Below are 23,658 nucleotides of genomic sequence, written 5' to 3'. Positions count from 1 at the left end.
ACTCTCGGAGCGGTGCCGGAACGGTCCCAGACTAGGGGCAGGCGGTTAAAGCGCCATTAACCATGGCCGGCCTGCCGGCGCCGGCGGACAAAAAAGGGGCCCGGCGGAACCGGGCCCCAGTCAGGGAGGATGCGGTCAAGTTCCGGATGTCCGCGCCGCGGGGCGACGCGAACCGCCGGATCAGGAGTGATAGGCGACTTCGCCGTGCGAGTTGAGGTCGAGGCCCTGACGCTCGGCTTCCACCGTCGGGCGCAGGCCGACGAGCAGGTCGACCAGCTTGTAGAGGATCGCCGAGGCGATGCCGCACCAGACGATGGTGATGAGGACGGCGACGACCTGCGAGTAGACCTGGCCACCCATGGTGACGCCTTCGGCATAGCCGATGCCGCCGAGCGAGCTCGAGGCGAAGACGCCCGTGCCGATGGCGCCGACGATGCCGCCGATGCCGTGGATGCCGAAGACGTCGAGCGAGTCGTCGTAGCCCGCCTTGATCTTCACGACCGCGACGAAATAGTAGCAGACGACGCTGGCGATTGCGCCGAGCACGATCGCGCCGACCGGGCCGATCAGGCCGGCCGCGGGGGTGACGGCGACCAGGCCGGCAACGACGCCGGAGGCGGCGCCCAGCATCGACGCCTTGCCGCGCGACATGCCTTCGATGGCGACCCAGGCGAGGATGGCGCCGGCGGTGGCGGTGAAGGTGTTGATCATCGCCAGTGCGGCACCGCCGTTCGCCTCGAGGTTGGAGCCGGCGTTGAAGCCGAACCAGCCGACGAAGAGGATCGACGCGCCGACCATGGTGAGGGTCATGGAGTGGGGCGCCATGTTGTCCTTACCGTAGCCGGTGCGCTTGCCGACGATCATGGCGCCGACGAGACCGGCGATGCCGGCATTGATGTGGACGACGGTTCCGCCCGCGAAGTCGAGGGCCGCGATGCCGCCGGCATGGGCGCCGGTGAAGATCAGGCCGTTGGCGTCCCAGACCATGTGGGCGACCGGGAAGTAGACCACGGTGACCCACAGCGCCACGAAGAGCATGACGGCGCGGAACTTGATGCGCTCGGCGAAGGCGCCGACGATCAGCGCCGGCGTGATGCAGGCGAAGGTCATCTGGAAGCAGATGAAGACGAATTCGGGGATGACGTACCCGTCGGAGAAGGTGGCCGCCATGCTGTCGGCGTTCACACCCGAGAGGAAGAGCTTGCCGAGACCGCCCCAGAACGGGCTGGTGGAGCCACCGAAGGCGAAGGAATAGCCCCAGAGAACCCAGATCACGATGACGAGGGCCGTGATGCCGGTGCACTGCATCAGCACCGAGAGCATGTTCTTGGCGCGTACGAGGCCGCCGTAGAAGAGGGCGAGACCCGGCAGGATCATGAAGAGGACCAGCACGGTCGACATCATCATCCAGGCGGTGTCGCCCTTGTCCATGACCGGAGCTGCCGCCTCGGCCGCTTCAGTTGCCGCAGGTGCTGCCTCCTGGGCGAAGGCGATGACCGGCCCGAGGGCGGCGGCGAGACCGCCGAGCGACGCCGTGCGCATCGCGATCTTCAAGTTGCTGGAAAGGCTCATTGGTGTCTCCTTGAAATCGAAATGGCTGTCAAAGCGCGTCGACGTCGGTCTCGCCGGTGCGGATACGCACGGCCTGATCGATCGCGTAGACGAAGATCTTGCCGTCGCCGATCTGGCCGGTCTTGGCGGCGCTGCTGATCGCGTCGACGGCCTTGTCGACCATGTCGGAACTGACGGCTAGTTCGATCTTGATCTTGGGCAGGAAACTGACGGCGTATTCCGCGCCGCGATAGATTTCCGTGTGCCCCTTCTGGCGTCCGTAGCCTTTCACCTCGGTGACGGTCAGCCCCTGGATGCCCACGGCGGTCAGCGCTTCGCGCACCTCGTCGAGCTTGAACGGCTTTATGATAGCCATCACGATCTTCATCAGGTTTCACCCTTCGATTGTGCGGGTCCCCGCGTTTACAGACACTCCGGACCACGTCTCCGCGCCCGGTGCGTGACCATGCAGATTCAAGCTCCGTGCCAATTCGCGCACGAAGCCCCCAAGCTTCTGAAATGACTGAAAAAACGCTTCGCCGGCGAAGCCGGGTCTATCGCGCTGCACAATCAGCGGGCTGTAATGTGGGCAAAATTACGATTTTGCCTATGATTTAGGCTTTTGAGCGCAGCCTGATCAGCCCTTCCTGCGCCACGGAGGCGATCAGCAGGCCTGTGCGGTTGTAGATCGCGCCGCGGGACAACCCGCGCGAACCGGATGAGGAGGGACTGTCCTGCGTGTAGAGCAGCCAGTCGTCCAGCGGATCGTCGCGGTGGAACCACATCGCATGGTCGAGGCTCGCGACCTGCAGGTCGGGATCGAAGACGGCGCGGCCATGCGGGAAGGTCGCAGTGTCGAGCAGGGTCATGTCCGACAGGTAGGCCAGGATCGCGCTCTGGATCGGCCAGGCGCCGGGCACCGGTCCGGTCGCGCGGATCCAGATGTTCTGCTGCGGCGGCAGCCTGTCGCGGCTGACGTAGTGCTCGATGCTGACAGGCTTGATCTCGAGCGGGCGCTCGCGTGCCCAGAACCGGCGGATGACCTCCGGCACGCCCTCCATCGTGTCGAGCAGTTCGCGCTGCGTCCTGAGGTCCTCGGGTGCCGGTACGCCGAGCGGCATGGGGACCTGATGGTCCAGGCCCTCCTCGACCAGCTGGAAGGACGCCTCGAGCGAAAAGATCGCGTGGCCGTGCTGGATCGCAACGACGCGCCGCGTGTTGAAGGAAAGGCCGTCGCGGATGCGGTCGACCTCGTAGACGATCGGCACCTTGGTGTCGCCCGGGCGCATGAAGTAGCCGTGCAGGGAATGGACACGGCGAGCCGGATCGACGGTGCGCTGCGCGGCGACGAGGGCCTGGCCGATCGTCTGGCCGCCGAAGACGCGCTGCCAGGCGGTCTGCGGGCTGCGACCACGAAACAGGTTGTGCTCCAGCCGCTCCAGGTCGAGAATGGACAGAAGTTCCTGCATGGCTGAAGACATCGGTGCTGGCTCCTTCCGTCGTCTCGCCGCCTCCGGCCGACGAGCCGGTTTCGACCAGCCAGGCAGGTGAAGTCAAGCTGCGGCACGGCGCCGCGAGGAGTTCGATGATGACGCATGAAGGATCAGAGCGCGCCGACATCGTGGTGGCGGGGGCGGGATACGTCGGCCTCGCGGCTGCTGTCGCGATCGCCCAGTCGCGCCCCGGGCTCGCGATCACCCTGGTGGATGCCGCACCGGCCGGCGTGTGGGAGCGCGACGTCCGCGCCTCCGCCGTGGCGGCCGCAGCCCGGCGGATGCTCGAGCAACTCGGCTGCTGGGACGAGATCCTGCCGCAGGCGCAGCCGATCACCGAGATGATCGTGACGGATTCGCGCACGAGCGATCCGGTGCGGCCGGTGTTCCTGACTTTCGACGGCGAGGTGGCAGAGGGAGAGAGCTTCGCCCACATGATCCCGAACAGGGCGATGAACGCGGCGCTGCGTCGGCGCGCGGGCGAGCTCGGCATCGCGATCCTCGAGGGGACGGCGGTCGAGGGCTTCGACGTCGATGGCGCCTGCGTCACCGTCAGGCTGGCGGCCGGGGCGACGATCACGGCGCGGCTGCTCGTGGCGGCCGACGGCGTGAAGTCGCGGCTGCGCGACATGGCGGGGATCAGGACCGTGCACTGGGACTACGGCCAGTCGGGCATCGTCTGCACGGTCGCGCACGAACGCCCGCACGGCGGCCGGGCCGAAGAGCACTTCCTGCCGGCAGGCCCCTTCGCGATCCTGCCGCTGATGCCCGCCGCGGACGGGACGAACCGATCCTCGATCGTCTGGACCGAGCGGACCGCCGAGGCCGACCGGCTGGTGGCCGAAGACGACATCGTCTTCGAGACGGAACTCGAACTGCGCTTCGGCCTCAAGCTCGGCGACATCCGGGTTGAGGGACCGCGCAAGGCGTGGCCGCTCGGGCTGACGCTGGCGCGCGAATTCGTCGCACCGCGCTTCGCGCTCGCCGGCGATGCCGCGCACGGCATCCACCCGATCGCCGGCCAGGGCCTCAACCTCGGCTTCAAGGACGCCGCCGCGCTGGCGCAGGTCGTGGTGGAGGCGGACAGGATGGGCGAGGACATCGGTGCCGTCGACGTGCTTCAGCGCTATGCCCGATGGAGACGCTTCGACACGGTTCAGATGGGCGTCACGACCGACGTGCTGAACCGGATGTTCTCGAACGATTTCGGTCCGTTGCGGACGATCCGCGACATCGGGCTCGGCATGGTCGACCGGGTGCCGGCACTGAAGGACTTCTTCATCCGCCAGGCGGCCGGGCTGGCGGGCCCGGCACCGAACCTGCTGCGCGGCGAACCGATCTGAGCGCGGCTGCGGCGCCGGGCTGCGGTGGCGCGACGCATGCGACATGCGGGTGTCGCCAAATTCGCGCATGAGGCCGCGTGTTCGCGGGAATACGTTGAACGGGCGCCGCGTCCGCGCGTTGTCGTCCGCCCGGAGGAGCCGGGACGCAAGATGAAGGAGACGACGATGGATCGCCATGCAACCGCCGTGTGGAGAGGCGCCCTGAAGGATGGGAGCGGAACGCTGGAGGCGCAGAGCGGCGCGCTGAAGTCGCTGCCCTATTCGTTCAAATCCCGCTTCGAGGACGAGTCCGGCCGTTCCGGCACCAACCCCGAGGAGCTGATCGCGGCGGCCCATGCCGGCTGCTTCGCCATGCAGCTGTCGCATTTCCTGGCGGAGAACGGCACCCCGGCCGAAAAGCTCGAGGCACGGGCGGTGGTGACGCTGGTGCCGGGAACCGGCATCACCGCCAGCGCGCTGCAGGTGACGGGCACCGTGCCGGGCATCGACGAAGGCACCTTCGTTTCGCTGGCGGAGAAGGCGAAGGCCGGCTGCCCGGTCTCGAAGGCACTCGGCGCGATCCAGGTCTCGCTCGACGCCCGGCTGGCCTGAAGCGCGTCGCGATCGTCCTCGTTCGCTCCGCATGCTCAAGGTCCCGGCTTTCGCGGCTGTCTTTCGCCTGATACCGGTGTCGACGGACGGCTGCTCCAGCGGCCGGCCATGCCGGCATCAGGCCATGATCGCTGCGGGCCTCTGACGCACGACGACCTCCAGTTCGGGCTCCCGGCTGAGCAAGTAGGCCGCGAAGTCGGCGGCGGTCATCGGCCGCGCGACGTGATAGCCCTGGATCTGGGTGCAGCCGAGATTGCGCACCCAGGCCAGTTCGCCGGGGTTCTCGACGCCTTCGGCGGTCGTGATCATGTTCAGCGATCGCGCGATGCCGACGATCGCCGAGATGATGGCGTTCCGCTCCTTGATGGCGGCGCCGCCGGAGACGAAGGACCGGTCGATCTTCAGCTTACCGACGGGGAAGCGCGTGATGTAGCCGAGCGAGGAGTAGCCGGTGCCGAAATCGTCGAGCGCGATCCGGACGCCGACGCCGTTCATGTCGCGCATGAACTCCTCAGCCTGGGTTCCATGCCGGACGAAGACTGCTTCGGTGATCTCTAGTTCGAGACGGCCAGCGGGGAGGCCGCTGGTCGCGAGCGCGGCACGGACGGCGGCGCCGGTTCCGTTCGTCACCAGCTGGGCGGGCGACACGTTGACGGCGACGCCGACGTGGTCGGGCCATGCGGCGGCGTCGCGGCAGGCCTGTTGAAGCACCCAGTTGCCGATGCGGCCGATCTGACCGGTCGCTTCCGCGATGCCGATGAAGGCTTCCGGCGACAGCAGCCCGCGTCGCGGGTGGCGCCATCGCAGCAGCGCTTCGGCGGCGACGACCCGCAGGGTACTCGCATCGACGATGGGCTGGTAGTGAAGTTCCAGCTGGCGCTCGGCGACGGCCAGCTTGAGGTCGTCGGCCAGGCCGCGTTTCTCGTCGGCCGATTTCTGCATCGCCTCGGAGAACCGGACGACAGAGCCGCGCTGCTGTTCCTTGGCCGCGTAGAGCGCCGTATCGGCGTTGCTCATCAGGCGATCGATGTCCTCGTCGGCGGATCGGGTAACGGCAAGCCCGGCGGTTCCTCCGACGGAGACGGTGCTGTCGCCGATGGCGATGGGTGCCGATATCGCGACCACGATCTTCTCGAGCAGTCCGACCATGGAGCCGCTTCCTGCCTCGCACTCGATCAGAACGCCGAACTCGTCGCCGCCGAGCCGCCCGATGGTGACGCCGTCGCGGGCGAAATCGTGCAGGCGCAACGCGATCCGGGCGAGGAGTTCGTCGCCCGCCGCATGGCCCAGCGTGTCGTTGACCTGCTTGAAGCCGTCGAGGTCGAGGCTCGCGAGCCCCACCTGCGCGCCGGAGGCGCGGCAGCGGTCGATGGCGCGCTCGGCGCGTTCGCGGAAGTGAAGGCGGTTCGGCAGGCCCGTCAGCTGATCGGTCGTGGCCATCCAGACGATCCGGTCCTTGGCGAGTTTCGCCTCGGTGACGTCGGAGCCGACCCCGCGCCAGCCGCAGATCCTGCCCTCGGAGTCGAAGAGCGGGCCGGCCGTGACCGACCACCAGCGGGTGCCGTCCGGCCCGCCGGCCTCCACAACGACGTCGCGGAAGGCGCGGCCGCCCTGGAGGGCGGCGAACAGCGATTTCTGCCCGGCCGCTGCGAGAAGGTCGCCGAAGCGCCGGCCGCGCAGATCGTGCTCCTCGTCGGCGACGACATCGAGGAATCGAGGGGAACAGGAGACGATGCGCAGGTGCTCGTCGAGTTCGAACAGCCAGTCGGACCCGTTCTCCTCGAACTCGTTGAGGAGCAGCTGGATGACCTCACCATTGTGCTTCAGGGCGGTTTCGGCTTCGAAGTGCTCCACGAACAGCTTACCGGTGCCGAACACGGCGTAGGTGACGGCGACCGCATAGGCGAGCAGCAGGACCGCGATCACCTCGGCATGGGGAATGTCGGCCCGGATGAGGCCGACGAGACTGCCGGCCATCAGGGCCAACACATAGGCCGTCCCGGCCGAAGGGACCGTCGCGAGAGCGAAGGCGCCGCAGCAGATCATACCGGTCACCAGCGTGCCGACGAGGATCTGGCCCCACTGATCCAGTTCGGGATACCAGACAGCCGGCAGGATGCCCCAGAGCAGCCCGAGCAGTGCAGCCTGGCGGGTGGTCCGCCAAAGTCCCCGGGACGACACCTTCTCACGCGGCGGACGATGGCGGCCCGCTATCCAAACCGCCATCGCCTGAAGCGCGAATGCGATGACCAGAGCGGTCCAGAGGGCGAGCAGGACGGCATTCGCGACCTGTTGCACGATGCCGATCAGGACGCACAGGGCGTTGACGACGTTGGCCCCCATCATCACGGGCGTGTAGCGGAGCATGGACCGCATCTGCGCCGCGCGAATGCTGGCGACTTCCGGCGACGCGTCGGGCGCAAGGCCGCTGAGGCGGTACCAGCGGCCCAGCGGGGACTGCGCGACGAGCCCGCGGAGGACGGCGGCGACGGCTGCTGGAAGGCGGTTCAAGGCGGACACGGGCTACCAGGTTGGTTGTCTCGATCTCGCCGGCTCCTTAGCACCCGGCAGCCCGCCAAGCGGTTAACGCAACGGCCACCCGCCGCAATCGGCGCGGTTTCACGCCAAGAAACGGCAAACAGGATTGAAAAACGTTAAACGGTACATCCGGATCGGGAGCATCGGCGCCCTCTGTCCCGGCGAAGGAAACTGCGAAGCGGGGGCGGTAGTCCGTCCCGTACGCCCGCGGCCGTTCCGTCAGTGCGCAGGGATGCCCTGGTAAGCCGCGTTGCCCCACAGGGCCTCGACGCGATCGTTGCGGCCGCAGGCGCCGCGGTAGTAGCGATAGCGGATCGGATTCTTCCTGTAGTAGTCCTGGTGATAGTCTTCTGCCGCCCAGAAGGTGCCCGCCATCTCGATCGGCGTGACGATCGGCTTGCCGAGTTCCGCCTGTGCGGCCGCCCTGGCCTTCTCGGCCGCCTGCTTCTGCTTGTCGTCCGCCACGTAGATCGCCGTCGTATAGGCGTGCCCGCGATCGCAGAACTGTCCGCCGGCATCGGTCGGGTCCACGGAGCGGAAAAAGATGTCGGCCAGCTGCGCGAAGGACACTTTCGAGGGATCGAAATCGACCTTCAGCACCTCGCGGTGGCCCTCGTGGTTCGGATAGGTCGGGTTCTGCAGCGTGCCGCCGGAATAGCCCGAGGTGGTGGCGGTGACGCCCGGCACCTTGTCCATGTCGGACTCGATGCACCAGAAACAGCCGCCGGCGAAGATGGCGCTTTCGGTCTGCTGCGCGGCGGCAGGCGAAGCCGAGGCGGCGAAAGTGGCGAGCGTGGCGGCGATCAGCATGCGCAGCATGGCGGACATCTCCCTGTTGGCAAGAGAGATAGCGCCGTTCCGCCGCCCCGCAAAATCAAGCGCCAACACGCTTGCGTGAAATCAAGCGGCGGCGAGCGCGTCGTAGGCGTCGAGCGCTTCGGCACCGTAGATCATCGATGGGCCGCCGCCCATGTAGACGGCCACGCCGATGGTCTCCAGCACCTCCTCGCGGGTGGCGCCATAGCGGATGGCGGCCTTGACGTGGAAGGCGAGGCAACCGTCGCAGCGCGCTGCGATGCCGATGGCGAGCGCGATCAGTTCCTTGGTCTTCGAATCGAGCGCACCCGGTGCGATGGCGGCCTTGGCAAGCTGGGCGAAGCCGGCGGCCACGTCCGGCATGCCCGCGCGGACGGCGGCCATGCGCCCGCTCGTCTGGCTGATGAGGTCGTTCCAGTTCGTGGTCGCCATTCGAAGGCAAGCTCCCTTTCCGTCGTCGGGAAGGGTGATAGCCGGACGGCGAGGCAGGCGGCTTGACGGGGATCAAGCGGTGGAGGACGGGGGAGAAAAAGGCCGTCAGCCGTTCCCGGTCAGGCTCTCGAGCATCGCACGGAGGTCGGCAACCTCCGTTTCGAGCGCGGCCACGCGCGCCTCGAGGTTGGACGTATCGGCCGCGGCGAAGGCGCGTGCCGGGGCAGCAGAGCGTGGGGCAGCGGCCACCGGGCCGCAGAGCAGATGCGCGTAGCGGTCCTCGCGCTGGCCGGGGCCGCGCTCGACGAGCTGGACGAGCGGCGTCTTGCGGCCGATCAAGAGGTCGATGTCGGCCAGAAGCTCCTCGACATTGGCGTAGCGCGCCATCCGTTCCGCGCGCGCCATGAGTTCATGCGCCGTCTGCGGTCCGCGCAGCAGCATCAGGCCGATCAGCGAGGTCTGGCCGCGGGTGAGCGAGAATCGCTGCGACAGGAGGTGCTCGTAGCGCTCGACGCGGGAGCCGAGCACCTGCCGCACCAGCCCCTTCTCGATCAGCGACTTGAAGGCACGGTGGATGTCTGCCGGATCGAGGCTCATCACCGGCTCGCGCGCGGTCTTCTGGTTGGTCGCCGACTGGGTGGCGTTGAGCGACAGCGGGTAGACGTCGGGGGTCAGCTCCTTCTTCTCGATGAGCGAACCCAGCACGCGGGCTTCCACGGCGTTGAGGAGCAGGAGGTCGGAGGCGGGGGTGTCCATGGGTATCTCAGGTGCGTCCTTCGGGGCTCGCTGCGCTCGCACCTCGGGGTGAGGAGCGCCGGAGCGAGCGCCTTTTTAACCCGATGCGGGGCTGCGGATGCAACAGATTCCGGCTTTGGGATGGCGGCACAGGCTCAAGCCCGTCATCGGAGCAATCCCGAGCCCGCGACGGCGGGTTGCCTGCGACGCGATCTGCATCTCCGGATCCCTTCGCATCCTCTCCCCGTCATCAACTCTGCTGCACCTGAGCATCTTCAGGCGGGCATCGTCCCCCCGCGGCCTCCCTCGGCGGCGTCATTCCGGGGCCGCGCAGCGGAACCCGGAATCCAGCGTGGTGACCGAGGCGGAAATGCGCGGCGCTCGTGCCCCCGTCCGAGGCGCCGGCGCTCTGGATTCCGGGTTCCGCTGCGCGGCCCCGGAATGACGTGCCACGCGGGCTGGCCGCATCGGGACGGACGCCGAGGACGAGGGGCTGGAGGCCTGCGCGCCCCCGCCTTCGTCATCCCGGAACGACGTCCGAGCGCAGCGAAGGACGACGTATCCGGGATCCATGCCTCGCCATCCGTCCCCGCGATCCGGTGCACGACGAGGCGTGCCACCGACGGTCGGCGGCCGCTCCCGCCGCCGTCGCCGTCGTCACATCGTCCGGCCCCCTTTCGGTCGCCGCCCCACCTTCGTCATCAACTCTGAGCCGATTGTGCGTCTCTGAGCCTTGCATTGAGGGTGACGATGATCTTTCGCATGACTGCGGCGATTGCGACGATGGGGCGTTTTCCGTTGTCGACGAGGCGTTTGTAGAAGGATGCGAACTCGCCTCTGCCGGCGGCTGCGCGCAGTGCCGGCATGAACAGGGCTGTTCTGATCTGCGGCCTGCCGCCGCGTTGCCGCCGCCGGCCGGTTGCGGTTCCGCTCTCGTTGGGGTGGGGAGCTGTCCCGGCCAGGGCGGCGGCCTGCCTGCGCTGGAGGGAGCCGAGTTCGGGCATCTGGGCGATGAGGGTTGCGGCGCATGTGAGGCCGATGCCGTTCATGGCGGTGCACACGGCGATGCGTTGGCGCAGGCTCTGGCTGCGTGCGACGAGGGCGGCGATCGCCGCGTCGAGCTTGTCGATCTGTTGCTCGATGGCGGCCAGCATGGCCTTGAAGGAGGCTGCGAGTGCCTTGGCGCCGGGCGCCCTGGAGCGGTTGCGCTCGGCGACCCTGAAGGCGACGAGGTCGGCCCTACGCCGCACCAGGACCTGCAACTGCCTCTCGTCGGCGTCTTGCGCCTGCCACAAAGACAGCTTGGCCCAGCGCTCGCGCGCATAGGCGGCCATTTGGGCGGCGTCGATGGCATCGCTCTTGCCGAGCGTGCCAAAGGAGCGGATGAAGCTCTTGAGCTTCAGGGTGTCGGCACGGTGGCAGGCGATTCCGGCCTTGAGGCATTCCTCCAGAAGCAGCAGTTCGTAGCCGCCGGTAGGCTCGCAGACGACGAGGTCGGGCCGGGCTTTCTTGAGCATGGCGCGAATGGCGGATCGGCTGTTGTCGATGGTCGCGGCGGCCTGGCGGCCGTTGCTGACGGTGAGACTGTCCTTGGCGACATCGACGCCGAGGCAGCAGGCGGGCGGGTGGTGCAGAAAGGCCATGAGGGTGCTATCCTTTGCGGGCTTCGGATTGTTTGCGGGCGTGACGGCGCGTCAGGGGCCCGATCAACTCTCCAAGCGGTGGTGCAAAGGCGGCAGGGAGCCTTGATGACGTCGGGTGTCGGCCCGATCCCGGAAACGGTCGCCTGCCGCCGAGGCTGCGGGTGTTCGAGCCCGCAGCCTCATCCAACACTACCCCGTTCGGCTCAAACAATCCCGGAACGGCGTCCAAGCGCAGCGCAGGACGCCGTATCCGGGATCCATGCCTCGCCGCTCCCGCCGTGCGATGTGGTGCAGGACTGCCGGCGGCCTTCTCCCGCGTCCCGCCACGCACGATACGCCGAGGCATGGATCCTCGGGCCTACGCGACGGCCTTCGGCCTGCTTCGCCCGAGGATGACGAGACGGATGAGACGGTGCCGTCGCTACATCCTGTCCGCGGATACAGCCCACGTTCCTCAGTCCGATGGGCAGCTGACCCGCACGATGGGTGCCAGGCTCCGTTCGCGGCGAGCGAGTTTCGAAAGCCGCAATGACCCGATCGCCTAAACCCCCCGTTCCACCATCATCTTCTTGATCTCGGCGATCGCCTTGGCCGGGTTCAGTCCCTTGGGGCAGGTCTGGGCGCAGTTCATGATGGTGTGGCAGCGGTAGAGGCGGAAGGGGTCCTCCAGGTCGTTCAGGCGCTCGCCGGTGGCCTCGTCGCGCGAGTCGATCAGCCAGCGGTAGGCCTGCAGCAGCACGGCGGGGCCGAGATAGCGGTCGCCGTTCCACCAGTAGGACGGGCAGGAGGTCTGGCAGCAGAAGCACAGGATGCACTCGTAAAGGCCGTCGAGCTTCTGCCGGTCCTCGTGGCTCTGCAGCCATTCCTTGGCCGGCTCGGGGGAGACGGTCTTCAGGTAGGGCTGGATCGAGGTGAGCTGCGCGTAGGGCACGGTCAGGTCGGGCACGAGATCCTTGACCACCGGCATGTGCGGCAGCGGGTAGATCTTCACCGCGCCGCCGATCTCGTCGATGCCCTTGGTGCAGGCCAGCGTGTTGGCGCCGTCGATGTTCATGGCGCAGGAGCCGCAAATGCCCTCGCGGCAGGAGCGGCGGAAGGTCAGCGTCGGGTCGATCTTGTTCTTGATCCAGAGCAGCGCGTCGAGGACCATCGGCCCGCAATCGTCCATGTCGACGAAATAGGTGTCGATGCGCGGGTTCTGGTCGTCGTCAGGCGACCAGCGATACACCTTGTACTCGCGCAGGTTGGTCGCGCCCTGCGGCTTCGGCCAGGTCTTGCCCGGGTTGATCTTCGAGTTCTTGGGAAGCGTGAGTTCGACCATGGAATCAAACCTGTCTCAGGTGAGCGCCCGAGCCCTGCTCCCTTCGGGATACAGAGCGAGCTTTTCTAGGAACTTGGTATCGGCAGTCAGCATCGTCGCCTCATTGCGGACGGCACAGGCGAGGTACAGGCAATCGTAGACCGAGTGCTGAAGGCGTTCGGCCAGAGAGAACGCCTCGGCCGCGAGCAACCTGTCCGGCACGAACATGCCGATCGCGGACTGGACACCCTCCAGCGCACGAACGCCGTTCGTTGCCTCGAACTGCCGTCGGGCGATCTTCTTCCGCAATACGTTGGCCACTTCGACCACGAGGAACTCCGGTGCTATAATGTCGTCGTTCGTCAGCAGAAATCGTCTCGCTTCCTCACGGCCATCCTCCATGATGACCCATTTCACTGCGACGGAGGCGTCAACCACCCAGCGCACGGTCGCGCTCCTCACGCATTTCTCTTATGATCTCGACGGAATCCGTCTGAACCACTCCTTTCGGCGTCGTGTCGGCGATGGCATCGATGCGGCTGACGATAGCGCGGCGCCGACGGAAGTCTTCAACGGCGCGCGCCAGAACGCCCTCGATCTCTCGCTCGACCGGCCGGCCGTGGATCGACGCCATTTCCTCCAGCGCCTCCATCACCGTCGCGTCGCTCACCCGGATCGTGATCTCACCCATCTGCGGACCTCCTTCAGGCCCTATCCTAATACACCCGCTTCTTCGGCGCGATCTTGGCGAGGTCGATGCCGCCCTGCGATGCCGGGAGCATGGTCTCGGTGTGGACCGGGCGGTACTTCAGCGTCACGTTGCCCGCCTCGTCGACCCAGGCCAGCGAGTGCTTGCGCCAGTTGGCGTCGTCGCGTTCGGAGAAGTCCTCGCGGGCATGCGCCCCGCGGCTCTCCTTGCGGGCCTCGGCGCCGTAGACCGTGGTGATGGCGCAGGCCATCAGATTGTCGAGTTCCAGGGTCTCGACGAGATCCGAGTTCCAGATCATCGAGCGGTCTGTGACCCTGACGTCAGGCAGTTCCTTCCAGATCGCCGAGATGCGGCGGCAGCCGTTCTCCAGCGAGTCCTGGGTGCGGAACACGGCGGCGTCCTCCTGCATGGCGCGCTGCATCTTCTCGCGCAGCATGGCGGTCGGCGTGCCGCCATTGGCGTTCCGCAGCCGGTCGAAGCGGTCCATGATCTTGTCGACGGCGGCCTCGTTGATCGCCGGGATGGCGGCGTTGCGGTCGACGACCTCGCCGGCGCGGATGGCGGCGGCGCGGCCGAAGACCACGAGGTCGATCAGCGAGTTGGAGCCGAGGCGGTTGGCGCCGTGCACGGAGGCGCAGCCCGCCTCGCCGACGGCCATCAGGCCGGGCTGGACGCGGTCCGGCTCGCCTTCGGTCGGGTTCAGCACCTCGCCCCAGTAGTTGGTCGGGATGCCGCCCATGTTGTAGTGCACCGTCGGCAGCACCGGGATGGGCTCCTTCGTCACGTCGACGCCGGCGAAGATCTTGGCCGATTCCGAGATGCCGGGCAGACGCTCGTGCAGCACGGCCGGATCGAGATGGTCGAGATGCAGGAAGATGTGGTCCTTGGCCTTGCCGACGCCGCGGCCCTCGCGGATCTCCATGGTCATGCAGCGCGAGACGACGTCGCGCGAGGCGAGGTCCTTGGCCGAGGGCGCATAGCGTTCCATGAAGCGCTCGCCCTCGGAATTGACCAGATAGCCGCCTTCGCCGCGGGCGCCCTCGGTGATCAGGCAGCCGGCGCCGTAGATGCCGGTCGGGTGGAACTGCACGAACTCCATGTCCTGCAGCGGCAGGCCTGCGCGCGCCACCATGCCGTTGCCGTCGCCCGTACAGGTGTGCGCCGACGTCGCCGAGAAATAGGCGCGGCCGTAGCCGCCGGTGGCCAGCACCACCATCTTCGCGGCGAAACGGTGGATGGTGCCGTCGTCGAGGTTCCAGGCCACGACGCCGGTGCAGACGCCGTCGGTCATGATCAGGTCGAGCGCGAAATACTCGATGAAGAACTGGGCGTTGTTCTTGATCGACTGGCCGTAGAGCGTGTGCAGGATGGCGTGGCCGGTGCGGTCGGCGGCCGCGCAGGTGCGCTGCACGGGCGGGCCGTCGCCGAAGTTCTGCATGTGGCCGCCGAAGGGCCGCTGGTAGATCTTGCCTTCCTCGGTGCGCGAGAAGGGCACGCCGTAGTGCTCGAGTTCGTAGACGGCCGCCGGGGCCTCGCGTGCGAGGTACTCCATGGCGTCGACGTCGCCCAGCCAGTCGGAGCCCTTCACGGTGTCGTAGAGGTGCCACTGCCAGTGGTCGGGGCCCATGTTCTGCAGCGAGGCGGCGATGCCGCCCTGGGCGGCGACCGTGTGCGAGCGGGTCGGGAAGACCTTGGTGATGCAGGCGGTCTTCAGGCCCTGCTCGGCCATGCCGAGGGTGGCGCGAAGCCCCGCGCCGCCGGCGCCCACCACGACGACGTCGAACTTGTGGTCGACGAAGGTATAGGCCTTGCCGTTGACCGATGTTGCCTTGGCCATGTGCGGGTCAGCCTCCGAACGCGATCTTGAGCAGGGAGAACACGCAGGCCCCGCCGACGAGGATGGTGAAGAAGATGTTGAGCATCAGGCACGCCAGCTTGGCGCCTTCCTGGTGAATGTAGTCGTCGATGATCTCGACCATGCCCAGGCGCATGTGGTCGAGGCTGATGACGATGAAGAGGACGAGCAGGATCGCCACGACCGGATGAGCGAGCGTGGCGCGGGTTTCCGCAAGGCTCGCTCCGAGCAGCGACACCACGAGCCAGACCGCATAGAGGCTGAGCGGGATCAGGGCGACCGACGTAACCCGGTTGCGCCAGAACTCGGCCGTACCGTGTCCGGCGGCGCCGAGGCCGCGAACCTTGCGGAGGGGGGTCTGCATGTCGACCATCGCTCAGGCTCCCACGAACAGGATGACGATCCACAGAAGCACGGTCAGCGCCACGGAAGCGACCAGCGTGGCGATCGCCATCTGCGACGAGCTGTGCTTCTCCATGCCGCGGCCGGTGTCCCAGATCAGGTGCCGGATGCCGCCGAGCAGGTGGTGGAACAGGGCCCATGTGAAGCCGATCAGCACCAGGATGCCGAACCACGAGCCCATCACCGCCGCGGCGGTGGCGAAGGCGCTCTCCGACGTCGAGGCGGCGACCAGCCACCAGGCCACCAGCAGCGTGCCGCCGTAGAGCGCGACGCCGGTGATGCGATGCACGATCGACATCGCCATGGTCGGGGTGAACCGGTAGATCTGCAGATGCGGCGAGAGCGGGCGTGGCTTCATGCCGGGACGGGTGGCTGTCGAGTTGCTCATGGCTTCCCCAGGACGAGGGCCGGAGGCTTGCGTTCCTGCTGCCCCACGGCCCTTTGATGGCGCTTTCTAGTGCGGTTTTTGCAGCGCGTCAAAGCCGCAAACACCTCTGTAACCTGCCATTTAGTGCGGTTGAGACGACGGCAAGTGCTTCAATCGATTGAAGTCGTGCCCGCTTCCGGTAACGCATGGTGCGACCGGTCCCTGACGACTGCCACCACGCGTGCAGCCGGCTACTTGCCGTCGAAGCGGATGACGAAGCTCGTCCAGTCGGCCGGCGCGGCGATCTGCTCATAGAGCTTGCGACCGTCCTCCGGCTGACGCGGGGCGTTGAGGATCAGCTTGGTCCAGCCACGTTCCTCCGCCTGGTCGGCCAGCACGTCGACCATGGCCTTGGCGATGCCCTTGTTGCGGTGCTCGTGGTGCACGTAGATGTGATCGCAGGCGCCGCAGCGCATGCCCGACACGGGTTCCGGCTGGTCGGTGAAGATGGCGAAGCCGACGAGCCGGCCGTCGATGCGCGCGCCGATCACCTCCGCGGTGCGGTCCTGCAGCAGGGTCTCGGCGTAGTACTGGTCCGGGCGCCGCGGCGCGCCGCGCTTCAGCGCCTGGGCATAGGCCGCGAGCAGCGGCGCGAAGTCGAGCGCGTCCTTCAGGCGCAGCTGGGCGATGTCGATGGCGGGCTGGGCGGGGGGCGTGTCTGTCATGCGGTTCCTTTGAGGATATTAACCATGTCTGTCAATTGGCCCGCGCGAGGTGGCACGTCTCGGCGTGACTTGGGTTAAGAAAGCGTTAAGTTTGCAGCCGAGGGGGCTCGACGCGAACCGAAGGGACGAGCCATGACGACGCAGAGCAGTCTTTCAGTCAGCGCAGCGCGCGCGGCCCGGGCCGCGCTGGTGCTGTCGGCCATGACCATCGCCGGGTCGGCCGCGGCGGGCGGCTACCACGACCGGGTGCACGCCGACAGTTTCGGCAACCTCATCATCTACAGTCCGTCCGGCTACAAGCGGATCGTCGTGGGGCAGGGGCATCTGGCGCAGGAACTCGCCGACTACACGCGTGGCGGCCAGCCGGAGGTGGTTTACCTCGATCCGTCCGAGGGGCACCGGGCGGTGCGGCGCTGCCGTTCGCAGGGCGTGCTGCTGCATGGTCGCTCCTACATGTACGGACTGCCGGACGACGTGGTGCCGGTGCTCGAGCATCCCTGCGCCAGGCCCTGATTTGAACACCTTCGTCGCGCCTTCTCCGGCAGGAGAAGGTTAACGAAACATCAACGGAAGCACCGCAGCGCGCATGAGCGAAGCCGTCACTGCCCGCCGCCTCAAGGACCACGCCGCCTCGCTGGAGACGATGACGCGTTTCGTGCTGGCCACGCTCGCGCTGGCGTCGGGTGTCTATACCTATCTCGGCGTTCGCAGCCTGCTCGACGGGTCGGCCGCGATCGTCTTCTTCGCGGCGATCGTCTATTCGGCGGCCGTTTCGGTCGGGATGTACGGATTCTGGAGCTACCTGATGCGGTTCCTGCCGGAGATGCGCGACGGCGCGTCACGGCTGGCGATGTTCGCGGTGATGGCCGTCGGGTCGGTGATGATCGTGGCGATGTCGTCCTGGCTGAACGCTGCCGCGCTGGCCGGTTCGGCCGCGGTCGAGCAGCATCTCGCCGAGACGCTCGAAGGCTATACCGCCGATCTCGAACAGGCGCACGGCAACGCCCTCGGCGCGCTGTCGCTCCTGCCGGACATCCAGCGCGCGGGCGAACGCTTCGCGCGGCTGGCCGACGAGGAGCGCAGCTCCGGCGCGCTGACCGGCACGTCTGGCGCAGGCAGCGTCGTCCAGCTGCTCACCCAGATGAGCGCCCAGATGCGCGAGCTCGAGGCCAACATCCGCGGCTCGCAGGAGCTGGTCGGGACGCTCTTCCGCGAGGGTCAGGAGCATCTCGCCGCGATGCGCGGCCTGGTATCCGAGCCCGGTGCGATCGCGCCGCGGTCGGACCGCTTCGCCGAACAGGCGGTGGCGCTCGCCGGCGTCGTCTCTTCGCTCCAGCAGACGTCCATCGCCCCCTCCGTCGCCCGTGCGGCAGCCGATCTCTCCGGCGGCTTCATCGCGCCGGTGGCGGACGGCATGTCGCCCGACCTGGCGGGCCGGCAGGACCAGGTGATGGCGACCATCCGGACGTCGGTCGATTCGCAGTCCAAGGCGCTGTCCGACGCTGCCGCCGAGATCCTCGTGCAGCCGAAGGTGGCCGAGCGGCGCTACGTGCCGCTGTCGTCGGCGGAGGCCGTTCTGCGCTATGCCGGGGACTTCATCCCGAGCTGGGCCGGCGCGATCTCGATCGACCTCCTGCCGGGCGTCCTGATCGGGATCATGAGCATCGTCCAGGGCGTCATCCGGCGCGGCGAGGAGCGGATGGTCGACGCCGATCGCATCACCGCGTCGGACATGTTCCGATCGATCGAACTGCACGATGCGCTGATGGCGCGCAGGCAGCTCCGGCCCGGACAGGGCGGCGACGTGCCGGCGGCCGACGCCAATCCTCCCGTCCCGCCGCGACCCGCGACCGCCGAGAACGTCACGCCCATCGCCTTGTCCGAACGAAAGAGGCACGACCCATGAGCGTCCTGGAACAGATGCAGCAGGAACGGCCGGCGGAGGCAGGTCCGGAGCGCAAGCCCGGACTGCTGGCGCGCTATTTTAGCCGTTTCGACGAGGGAGAGGTCATCCGCTGGGCGTTCGGCGGGCTGCTCGTCGGCACGTTCGGCGTGCTTGGCTTCGACATGCACGACCTGATCCACGCGCGCTCCGCGCCCTCGACCATGCCTGGCCAGCACCTTGCCGCGCCGGCGGTCCTGCCGCCGGCGGTGCACGACCGCGGCAGCGGTGCGGCGTCGGGCACCACGGATCCGCGCGATCACGTTACGGCCGACGAGGAGGTGCTGCGCGCGCCCATGCAGTTCACGCTCGAGCCGGGCGGGGTGCTGACGGCGCGCGGCTACATCGACATGGGCGCAAGGACGCGCTTCGAGGAGGAGATCGAGGCGCGCGGGGAGTATGTGCGGGTCGTGGCGCTGGATTCGCCGGGCGGCTCGCTCGACGACGCCATCGGAATGGCACGCCTGATCCGCGAGAAGGGCATCGCCACCGCGGTGGAGGACGGCGCGCTCTGCGCCTCGTCCTGTCCGCTGGTCCTGGCGGGCGGAACCGCCCGATCGATCAGCGTCAAGGCGGCGGTGGGCGTTCACCAGTTCTACTCGGTCAGCGACGAACCGGCCGAGGCGGCGCAGGCGATGTCGGATGCCCAGGCCACGACCGCGCGGATCTCGAGGCACCTGTCGGACATGGGCGTCGATCCGGCGCTGTGGCTGCATGCGCTGGATACGCCGCCGCGCTCGCTGTACTATCTGTCCGTCCAGGAGATGCAGGACTACCGGCTCGCTGGCGGCGATACGAAGATGGCGGCGAAGCGGTAGACGCTGCTCAGCCGCCGCGTGCCATGCGGCGACTTGCGACGTCCCCGGTCTCGTCCGGCGAAGCCACGCGGACGCAGTCGCGGCCCTCGGCCTTCGCCCGATACAAGGCGTGGTCTGCCCGTTTCAGCATGGTCGACATGGTATCGCCCTGGCGAAGCTCGGCGACGCCGAAGCTTGCGGTGGGGTGGACGCCGGAAGGGAGGCCCTCTACGCCCGCTTCGGAGAACGTCGTGCGGATCGACTCGGCGAAGAGCCTTGCGGCCGCAGCATTCGCGCCGGGCAGGATGACGGCGAATTCCTCGCCGCCGATGCGTCCGGCGACGTGATCGTCGGCCATCGCTGCCGACAGATGCACCGCGAAGGCGGCAATGACCCTGTCGCCGGCCGCGTGGCCGAAACTGTCGTTGATCGACTTGAAGTGGTCGAGGTCGCAGATGACGATCGAGGCTGGAATGCCGGTCCGGCCGACGAGCGGACCGACCAGCCGCGCGCGTGCCTCGAAGCCTCGCCGGTTCAGGAGACCCGTCAGCGGATCGGTCTCGGACTTGGTCGTCGCATCGGACAGGATGTCGCTGACCAGCACCGCGAACAGCATCAGGCCCAGCCCGACCATGAACATCGCGCCCATCGACTGCGAGATGACGCCGTAGATGGTGTGGATGTAGTCCTGTGGCGTCGCGCCGCTTCCGAAGATCGAGGCGAGCGCGGGCTTCGAGAGAAAATGCGCCGAAGACGCCGCGATCAGCCAGGCCAGCAGGGCGTCCATCCGCCTGCGTTCGGCGGCCGGGAAGACCTGCCATGCGGCCAGCGCCAGGATCGCTGCATAGGGCGCCTGGTAGAGCCCCATGCGCAGGATCGACTGGCGCGGCATGTCGAAGATGACGAGATTGAGCGCATAGCCGGACAGGAGGATCGCGGCCACGGCCCGGACCGGCAGCGGGCGGCCGTATCGCCGCGCGATCCCGAAGGCGAGCAGCGCGAGCCCGGCGAGCGACGTGGCGAAGGCGGCGAAGACGACGACGCGGGGCCTGTCGAACACCGGCACCAGCCACTCGATCATGAAGTTGACGGATCCGAGCAGGTAGGCGGCGGCAATCCAGCGGGCGGCCGCGCGCGCCCGCGGGTAGGATGCCAGCCAGGCGAATGCGCCGGCGAAGAGGCCGGCGACCACCAGGTTGATTGCCAGGATGTATCCAGTCACGCCCGCTCGTCCGACCCTTTCGAGATCGCCGCTGCATAGGGCATCGAAGCGAAGAAGAGGTTAAGCCGATCCCGGGAATGCCCCGCTTTCCCCAAGCCCACGTGACGACGGAACGCCGTGTTTCAGGCGTCCGTGCGGTACTCCAGGATGTCTCCCGGCTGGCAATCCAGCGCTTCGCAGATCCGTTCGAGGGTCTCGAAGCGGACACCCCGCACCTTGCCCGACTTGAGGAGCGATACGTTCTGCTCGGTGATGCCGATGCGTTCGGCCAGTTCCCTCGACCGCATCTTCCGCTTCGCCAGCATGACGTCGAGATTGACGACGATCGGCATCGTCACACGAAGGTCCGGTTGTCGTCCTGGATTTCCGCCGCGGTCGTCAGGATGTGCCCGACCATCAGCAGGACGCCGGCCATCAGCACCGCGAGCAGATCCGGCGAGCCGACGGAGATCGCGATCATGCGCTGGCCTGACGGGTTCGCCATGGTCAAGGCGGCGATCACCCCGGTGCGGATCAGGAGCCCGGATGCCACGCTGAACAGGAAGATTCCTCCGGCCCGGCGCATCCAGAGCGCCGCGCGCGGCGACAGGGGCTCGTCGGCGGCGAAGACGTCGAACATCCGCCACAGGCAATAGAGCGCGGCGAGCAGGATGGCGAGCTGCACGCCGGTCAGCGCGAGAACCACCGCCGAGGCTGACGGCGTGACGGGCAGGTCCTGCGCGATCTGGCGGGACACGATCCGGCCGAACCATTCGGGGTCGAAAGCGGCGATGGCGGCAAAAGCGAGACCCGTCCCCGCAACGGCGATGCCGCCGAATGCGGTGACGACGCTCATGATCCTGCTCAGCCGGCGCGCCTTCTCGAAATCGTAGGACATAGCGAACTCCTGTTTGACAACACGGAATTAACGTAAAACAATAAAACAATCTTGTCCAGCATGAAGGATTCGACAATGATGCGCCTCGTCCCGCTTCCAACCCTCATCCTCGGCGCCATGGCCGCGTGGCTCTCCGGCTGCAGCTCCCTGTCGCCGGGGGCGGCCGTCAATCTCGCAGGGTTCGATCCATTCTCCGCCGACCCGGCAGCGCTTGCGGTCGCTGTCCGTTCCACGCGGGCGCTGCGCCTCCGGACGGGCGACGTCAGCCTGCGGATCGCGCTGGCCGCCGACGATCCGGCGGAGGCTTTCGACGAGACCTTGCGTCTGGCGATCGTCGAAGGTGCGGATGTGGCCGGCATTCCCGTCGAGCCGGAACGGCGGGAGCGCGTGCATGTGGCCAGCGTGGCGAAGGAGGACCGAGCACGGCTCGCCGCCATCCAGGCGCGCGTTCGGGCCTACAAGGCCAGGGCCGAGCCGAGGGGGCGCGGAACACTGGCGATCGGCGTCTCAGGCGGATGTCGCGACGGGGAGCTGGATGCGGAGAGCGCTCGGCTGGCGACGTTCATGCGGACGGACGAGGGGCGGCCGTTCTTCCCGCTGACGCGCGAACAGCCATTGATGAAGGCGCTGGAGGGCGTCCCGCTCGACCACCTGCCGCCTTGCCCGGACGCCGGCTGAACCGGCGTCCGGGCATCTGCTGCTACTTCCACTCGCGAATGTCGACGAAGCGGCCTTCGATCGCCGCTGCCGCGGCCATGGCCGGCGACACGAGATGGGTGCGGCCCTTGAAGCCCTGGCGACCCTCGAAATTGCGGTTCGAGGTGGAGGCGCAGCGTTCGCCGGGCTTCAGGCGGTCGTCGTTCATGGCCAGGCACATCGAGCAGCCCGGCTCGCGCCAGTCGAAGCCGGCCTCCCTGAAGATGCGGTCGAGGCCTTCCGCCTCGGCCTGCGCCTTCACGAGGCCGGAGCCCGGAACGATCATGGCGTCGACGCGGGGATGCACCTTGCGGCCCTCGGCGACCTTGGCGGCGGCACGCAGGTCCTCGATGCGGCCGTTGGTGCAGGAGCCGATGAAGACGCGGTCGATCTCGACGTCGGTCATCTTCGTGCCGGGCGTCAGGCCCATGTATTCGAGCGCGCGGCGCTTGGAGTTGCGCTTGTTCTCGTCGGCGATCTCGTCCGGGTTCGGCACGACGCCGGTGACGGAGACCACGTCCTCGGGCGAGGAACCCCAGGTGACGATGGGCGGCAGCTTGGCGGCGTCGAGCACGATCACCTTGTCGAAATGCGCGCCCTCGTCGGACTTCAGCGTCTGCCAGTAGGCCATCGCCCTGTCCCAGGCCTCGCCGGTCGGGGCCTTCGGGCGGCCCTTGATGTAGGCATAGGTGGTCTCGTCCGGCGCGATCAGGCCGGCGCGGGCGCCGCCCTCGATCGACATGTTGCAGATGGTCATGCGGCCTTCCATCGACAGCGCGCGGATCGCCTCGCCGGCATATTCGATGACGTAGCCGGTGCCGCCGGCGGTGCCGATCTCGCCGATGATGGCCAGGATGATGTCCTTGGCGGTGACGCCTTCGGGCAGCTGCCCGTCGACGCGCACCAGCATGTTCTTGGCCTTCTTCTGGATCAGCGTCTGAGTGGCCAGCACGTGCTCCACCTCCGACGTGCCGATGCCGTGCGCCAGCGCGCCGAAGGCGCCGTGCGTGGAGGTGTGGCTGTCGCCGCAGACGATCGTCATGCCGGGCAGGGTGAAGCCCTGCTCGGGGCCGATGATGTGGACGATGCCCTGGCGCAGGTCGGCGGCATCATAATATTCGATGCCGAAATCGGCGGCGTTCTGCGCCAGCGCCTCGACCTGGATGCGGCTTTCCTCGTTCTTGATGCCCTGCTTGCGGTCGGGCGAGGTCGGCACGTTGTGATCGACGACGGCGAGCGTCTTCTCGGGATGGCGGACCTTGCGGGCGGCCATGCGCAGGCCCTCGAAGGCCTGCGGGCTGGTCACTTCGTGGACGAGGTGACGGTCGATGTAGAGCAGGCAGGTACCGTCTTCCTGGCGGTCGACGACGTGATCGTCGAAGATCTTGTCGTAAAGTGTGCGGGGTGCGGTCATGATGGTCGCTTTCGTGGAATGCGTCTGGAAGAAGCGAAGGGCAGGGGCCCGGAGACGTCAGGCGCAGGCGAGGCGCGCGTTGGGCGTGCCGGTCATGCGCGCGAAGAAGCGCGCCGGCAGGCGCTTGCGGTCCTGCAGGACGAACCGCTTGTAGGCCGGGTCGCCGAAGAGTGCTTCCATGACCGGGTCATTACCAAGCTTTCGCCGGCC

Annotated in this window: 26 protein-coding genes; 6 read left to right on the top strand and 20 right to left on the bottom strand. The window is 67.6% G+C overall.

Annotated features, from left to right (window positions below):
- Window positions 1-180 precede the first annotated feature (180 nt).
- The 3 genes from IAI54_RS19475 to IAI54_RS19465 form a co-directional block, all read right to left on the bottom strand.
- Window positions 181-1,572: an ammonium transporter gene (locus IAI54_RS19475; protein WP_187968764.1), complete on the bottom strand. Its 1,392-nt coding sequence runs from the start codon at window positions 1,570-1,572 to the stop codon at window positions 181-183.
- 28 nt (window positions 1,573-1,600) lie between these two features.
- Window positions 1,601-1,939: a P-II family nitrogen regulator gene (locus IAI54_RS19470; protein WP_187968763.1), complete on the bottom strand. Its 339-nt coding sequence runs from the start codon at window positions 1,937-1,939 to the stop codon at window positions 1,601-1,603.
- A gap of 226 nt (window positions 1,940-2,165) precedes the next feature.
- Window positions 2,166-3,032, bottom strand: coding sequence for an acyl-CoA thioesterase (locus IAI54_RS19465; RefSeq protein ID WP_187968762.1), 867 nt, complete (start codon window positions 3,030-3,032; stop codon window positions 2,166-2,168).
- A gap of 104 nt (window positions 3,033-3,136) precedes the next feature.
- Between IAI54_RS19465 and IAI54_RS19460 the strand changes: the two genes are divergently transcribed.
- Entirely contained in the window at window positions 3,137-4,387 is a 1,251-nt protein-coding gene (locus IAI54_RS19460; protein WP_420838312.1) for a ubiquinone biosynthesis hydroxylase, read from the top strand.
- 165 nt (window positions 4,388-4,552) lie between these two features.
- Window positions 4,553-4,978 (top strand): OsmC family protein, encoded by a 426-nt coding sequence (locus IAI54_RS19455; protein ID WP_187968761.1) that lies wholly within the window; start codon window positions 4,553-4,555, stop codon window positions 4,976-4,978.
- Window positions 4,979-5,095: 117 nt separating this feature from the next.
- Here the strand turns inward: IAI54_RS19455 and IAI54_RS19450 are convergent, their stop codons facing one another.
- From IAI54_RS19450 to IAI54_RS19395, 12 genes are all read right to left on the bottom strand, one after another.
- Window positions 5,096-7,489 (bottom strand): putative bifunctional diguanylate cyclase/phosphodiesterase, encoded by a 2,394-nt coding sequence (locus IAI54_RS19450; RefSeq protein ID WP_187968760.1) that lies wholly within the window; start codon window positions 7,487-7,489, stop codon window positions 5,096-5,098.
- A 246-nt stretch (window positions 7,490-7,735) separates the two neighbouring features.
- Entirely contained in the window at window positions 7,736-8,335 is a 600-nt protein-coding gene (msrA, locus tag IAI54_RS19445; protein WP_187968759.1) for a peptide-methionine (S)-S-oxide reductase MsrA, read from the bottom strand.
- Window positions 8,336-8,416: 81 nt separating this feature from the next.
- Window positions 8,417-8,764, bottom strand: a complete 348-nt coding sequence (locus IAI54_RS19440; protein WP_187968758.1) for a carboxymuconolactone decarboxylase family protein — start codon at window positions 8,762-8,764, stop codon at window positions 8,417-8,419.
- A gap of 105 nt (window positions 8,765-8,869) precedes the next feature.
- Window positions 8,870-9,520, bottom strand: a complete 651-nt coding sequence (locus IAI54_RS19435; protein ID WP_187968757.1) for a YceH family protein — start codon at window positions 9,518-9,520, stop codon at window positions 8,870-8,872.
- 680 nt (window positions 9,521-10,200) lie between these two features.
- Window positions 10,201-11,142, bottom strand: coding sequence for an IS110 family RNA-guided transposase (locus IAI54_RS19430; protein WP_187968756.1), 942 nt, complete (start codon window positions 11,140-11,142; stop codon window positions 10,201-10,203).
- Window positions 11,143-11,683: 541 nt separating this feature from the next.
- Window positions 11,684-12,463 carry a succinate dehydrogenase iron-sulfur subunit gene (locus IAI54_RS19425; RefSeq protein WP_187968755.1) on the bottom strand — a complete coding sequence of 260 codons (780 nt, stop codon included), beginning with the start codon at window positions 12,461-12,463 and terminating at the stop codon, window positions 11,684-11,686.
- 15 nt (window positions 12,464-12,478) lie between these two features.
- Window positions 12,479-12,889, bottom strand: a complete 411-nt coding sequence (locus tag IAI54_RS19420) for a type II toxin-antitoxin system VapC family toxin (protein ID WP_187968754.1) — start codon at window positions 12,887-12,889, stop codon at window positions 12,479-12,481.
- Window positions 12,873-13,133 carry a hypothetical protein gene (locus IAI54_RS19415; RefSeq protein WP_187968753.1) on the bottom strand — a complete coding sequence of 87 codons (261 nt, stop codon included), beginning with the start codon at window positions 13,131-13,133 and terminating at the stop codon, window positions 12,873-12,875. The genes IAI54_RS19420 and IAI54_RS19415 overlap by 17 nt, the downstream gene beginning before the upstream one ends.
- A 25-nt stretch (window positions 13,134-13,158) precedes the next feature.
- Window positions 13,159-14,988: a succinate dehydrogenase flavoprotein subunit gene (sdhA, locus tag IAI54_RS19410; protein ID WP_187968752.1), complete on the bottom strand. Its 1,830-nt coding sequence runs from the start codon at window positions 14,986-14,988 to the stop codon at window positions 13,159-13,161.
- Window positions 14,989-14,995: 7 nt separating this feature from the next.
- Window positions 14,996-15,370 carry a succinate dehydrogenase, hydrophobic membrane anchor protein gene (gene sdhD, locus IAI54_RS19405; protein WP_420838232.1) on the bottom strand — a complete coding sequence of 125 codons (375 nt, stop codon included), beginning with the start codon at window positions 15,368-15,370 and terminating at the stop codon, window positions 14,996-14,998.
- Between the two features lie 12 nt (window positions 15,371-15,382).
- Window positions 15,383-15,796: a succinate dehydrogenase, cytochrome b556 subunit gene (sdhC, locus tag IAI54_RS19400; protein WP_187968750.1), complete on the bottom strand. Its 414-nt coding sequence runs from the start codon at window positions 15,794-15,796 to the stop codon at window positions 15,383-15,385.
- A 230-nt stretch (window positions 15,797-16,026) separates the two neighbouring features.
- Complete coding sequence (locus IAI54_RS19395; protein ID WP_187968749.1) at window positions 16,027-16,500, bottom strand: GNAT family N-acetyltransferase; 474 nt, start codon at window positions 16,498-16,500, stop codon at window positions 16,027-16,029.
- A 132-nt stretch (window positions 16,501-16,632) separates the two neighbouring features.
- Here IAI54_RS19395 and IAI54_RS19390 point away from each other — a divergent pair, with 132 nt between their 5' ends.
- The 3 genes from IAI54_RS19390 to IAI54_RS19380 all read left to right on the top strand — a co-directional run bounded on the left by IAI54_RS19390 (window position 16,633) and on the right by IAI54_RS19380 (window position 19,260).
- On the top strand, window positions 16,633-17,013 hold the full coding sequence (locus IAI54_RS19390; RefSeq protein ID WP_187968748.1) for a hypothetical protein: 381 nt from the start codon (window positions 16,633-16,635) through the stop codon (window positions 17,011-17,013).
- A gap of 73 nt (window positions 17,014-17,086) precedes the next feature.
- Complete coding sequence (locus tag IAI54_RS19385) at window positions 17,087-18,406, top strand: hypothetical protein (protein WP_187968747.1); 1,320 nt, start codon at window positions 17,087-17,089, stop codon at window positions 18,404-18,406.
- Complete coding sequence (locus IAI54_RS19380) at window positions 18,403-19,260, top strand: COG3904 family protein (RefSeq protein WP_235679107.1); 858 nt, start codon at window positions 18,403-18,405, stop codon at window positions 19,258-19,260. The genes IAI54_RS19385 and IAI54_RS19380 overlap by 4 nt, the downstream gene beginning before the upstream one ends.
- Before the next feature lie 7 nt (window positions 19,261-19,267).
- Here IAI54_RS19380 and IAI54_RS19375 read toward each other — a convergent pair whose 3' ends face one another.
- The 3 genes from IAI54_RS19375 to IAI54_RS19365 all read right to left on the bottom strand — a co-directional run bounded on the left by IAI54_RS19375 (window position 19,268) and on the right by IAI54_RS19365 (window position 21,338).
- Window positions 19,268-20,461, bottom strand: a complete 1,194-nt coding sequence (locus tag IAI54_RS19375; RefSeq protein ID WP_187968746.1) for a GGDEF domain-containing protein — start codon at window positions 20,459-20,461, stop codon at window positions 19,268-19,270.
- Window positions 20,462-20,583: 122 nt separating this feature from the next.
- Window positions 20,584-20,793: a helix-turn-helix domain-containing protein gene (locus tag IAI54_RS19370; RefSeq protein ID WP_187973245.1), complete on the bottom strand. Its 210-nt coding sequence runs from the start codon at window positions 20,791-20,793 to the stop codon at window positions 20,584-20,586.
- A gap of 2 nt (window positions 20,794-20,795) precedes the next feature.
- Complete coding sequence (locus IAI54_RS19365) at window positions 20,796-21,338, bottom strand: DUF2975 domain-containing protein (protein ID WP_187968745.1); 543 nt, start codon at window positions 21,336-21,338, stop codon at window positions 20,796-20,798.
- A gap of 75 nt (window positions 21,339-21,413) precedes the next feature.
- Between IAI54_RS19365 and IAI54_RS19360 the strand changes: the two genes are divergently transcribed.
- Window positions 21,414-22,016: a hypothetical protein gene (locus IAI54_RS19360; RefSeq protein ID WP_187968744.1), complete on the top strand. Its 603-nt coding sequence runs from the start codon at window positions 21,414-21,416 to the stop codon at window positions 22,014-22,016.
- A gap of 22 nt (window positions 22,017-22,038) precedes the next feature.
- On the opposite strand, the gene leuC is transcribed toward IAI54_RS19360, so the two are convergent.
- Window positions 22,039-23,448 (bottom strand): 3-isopropylmalate dehydratase large subunit, encoded by a 1,410-nt coding sequence (leuC, locus tag IAI54_RS19355; protein WP_187968743.1) that lies wholly within the window; start codon window positions 23,446-23,448, stop codon window positions 22,039-22,041.
- A gap of 57 nt (window positions 23,449-23,505) precedes the next feature.
- Window positions 23,506-23,628: a hypothetical protein gene (locus IAI54_RS29170; RefSeq protein WP_275403582.1), complete on the bottom strand. Its 123-nt coding sequence runs from the start codon at window positions 23,626-23,628 to the stop codon at window positions 23,506-23,508.
- Window positions 23,629-23,658 lie beyond the last annotated feature (30 nt).

This window comes from Aquibium microcysteis (assembly GCF_014495845.1).
GTDB classification, from domain to species: domain Bacteria; phylum Pseudomonadota; class Alphaproteobacteria; order Rhizobiales; family Rhizobiaceae; genus Aquibium; species Aquibium microcysteis.
The sequence above is the reverse complement of the archived record's forward strand: the minus strand, read 5'-3'. Positions and strand labels throughout refer to the sequence as shown.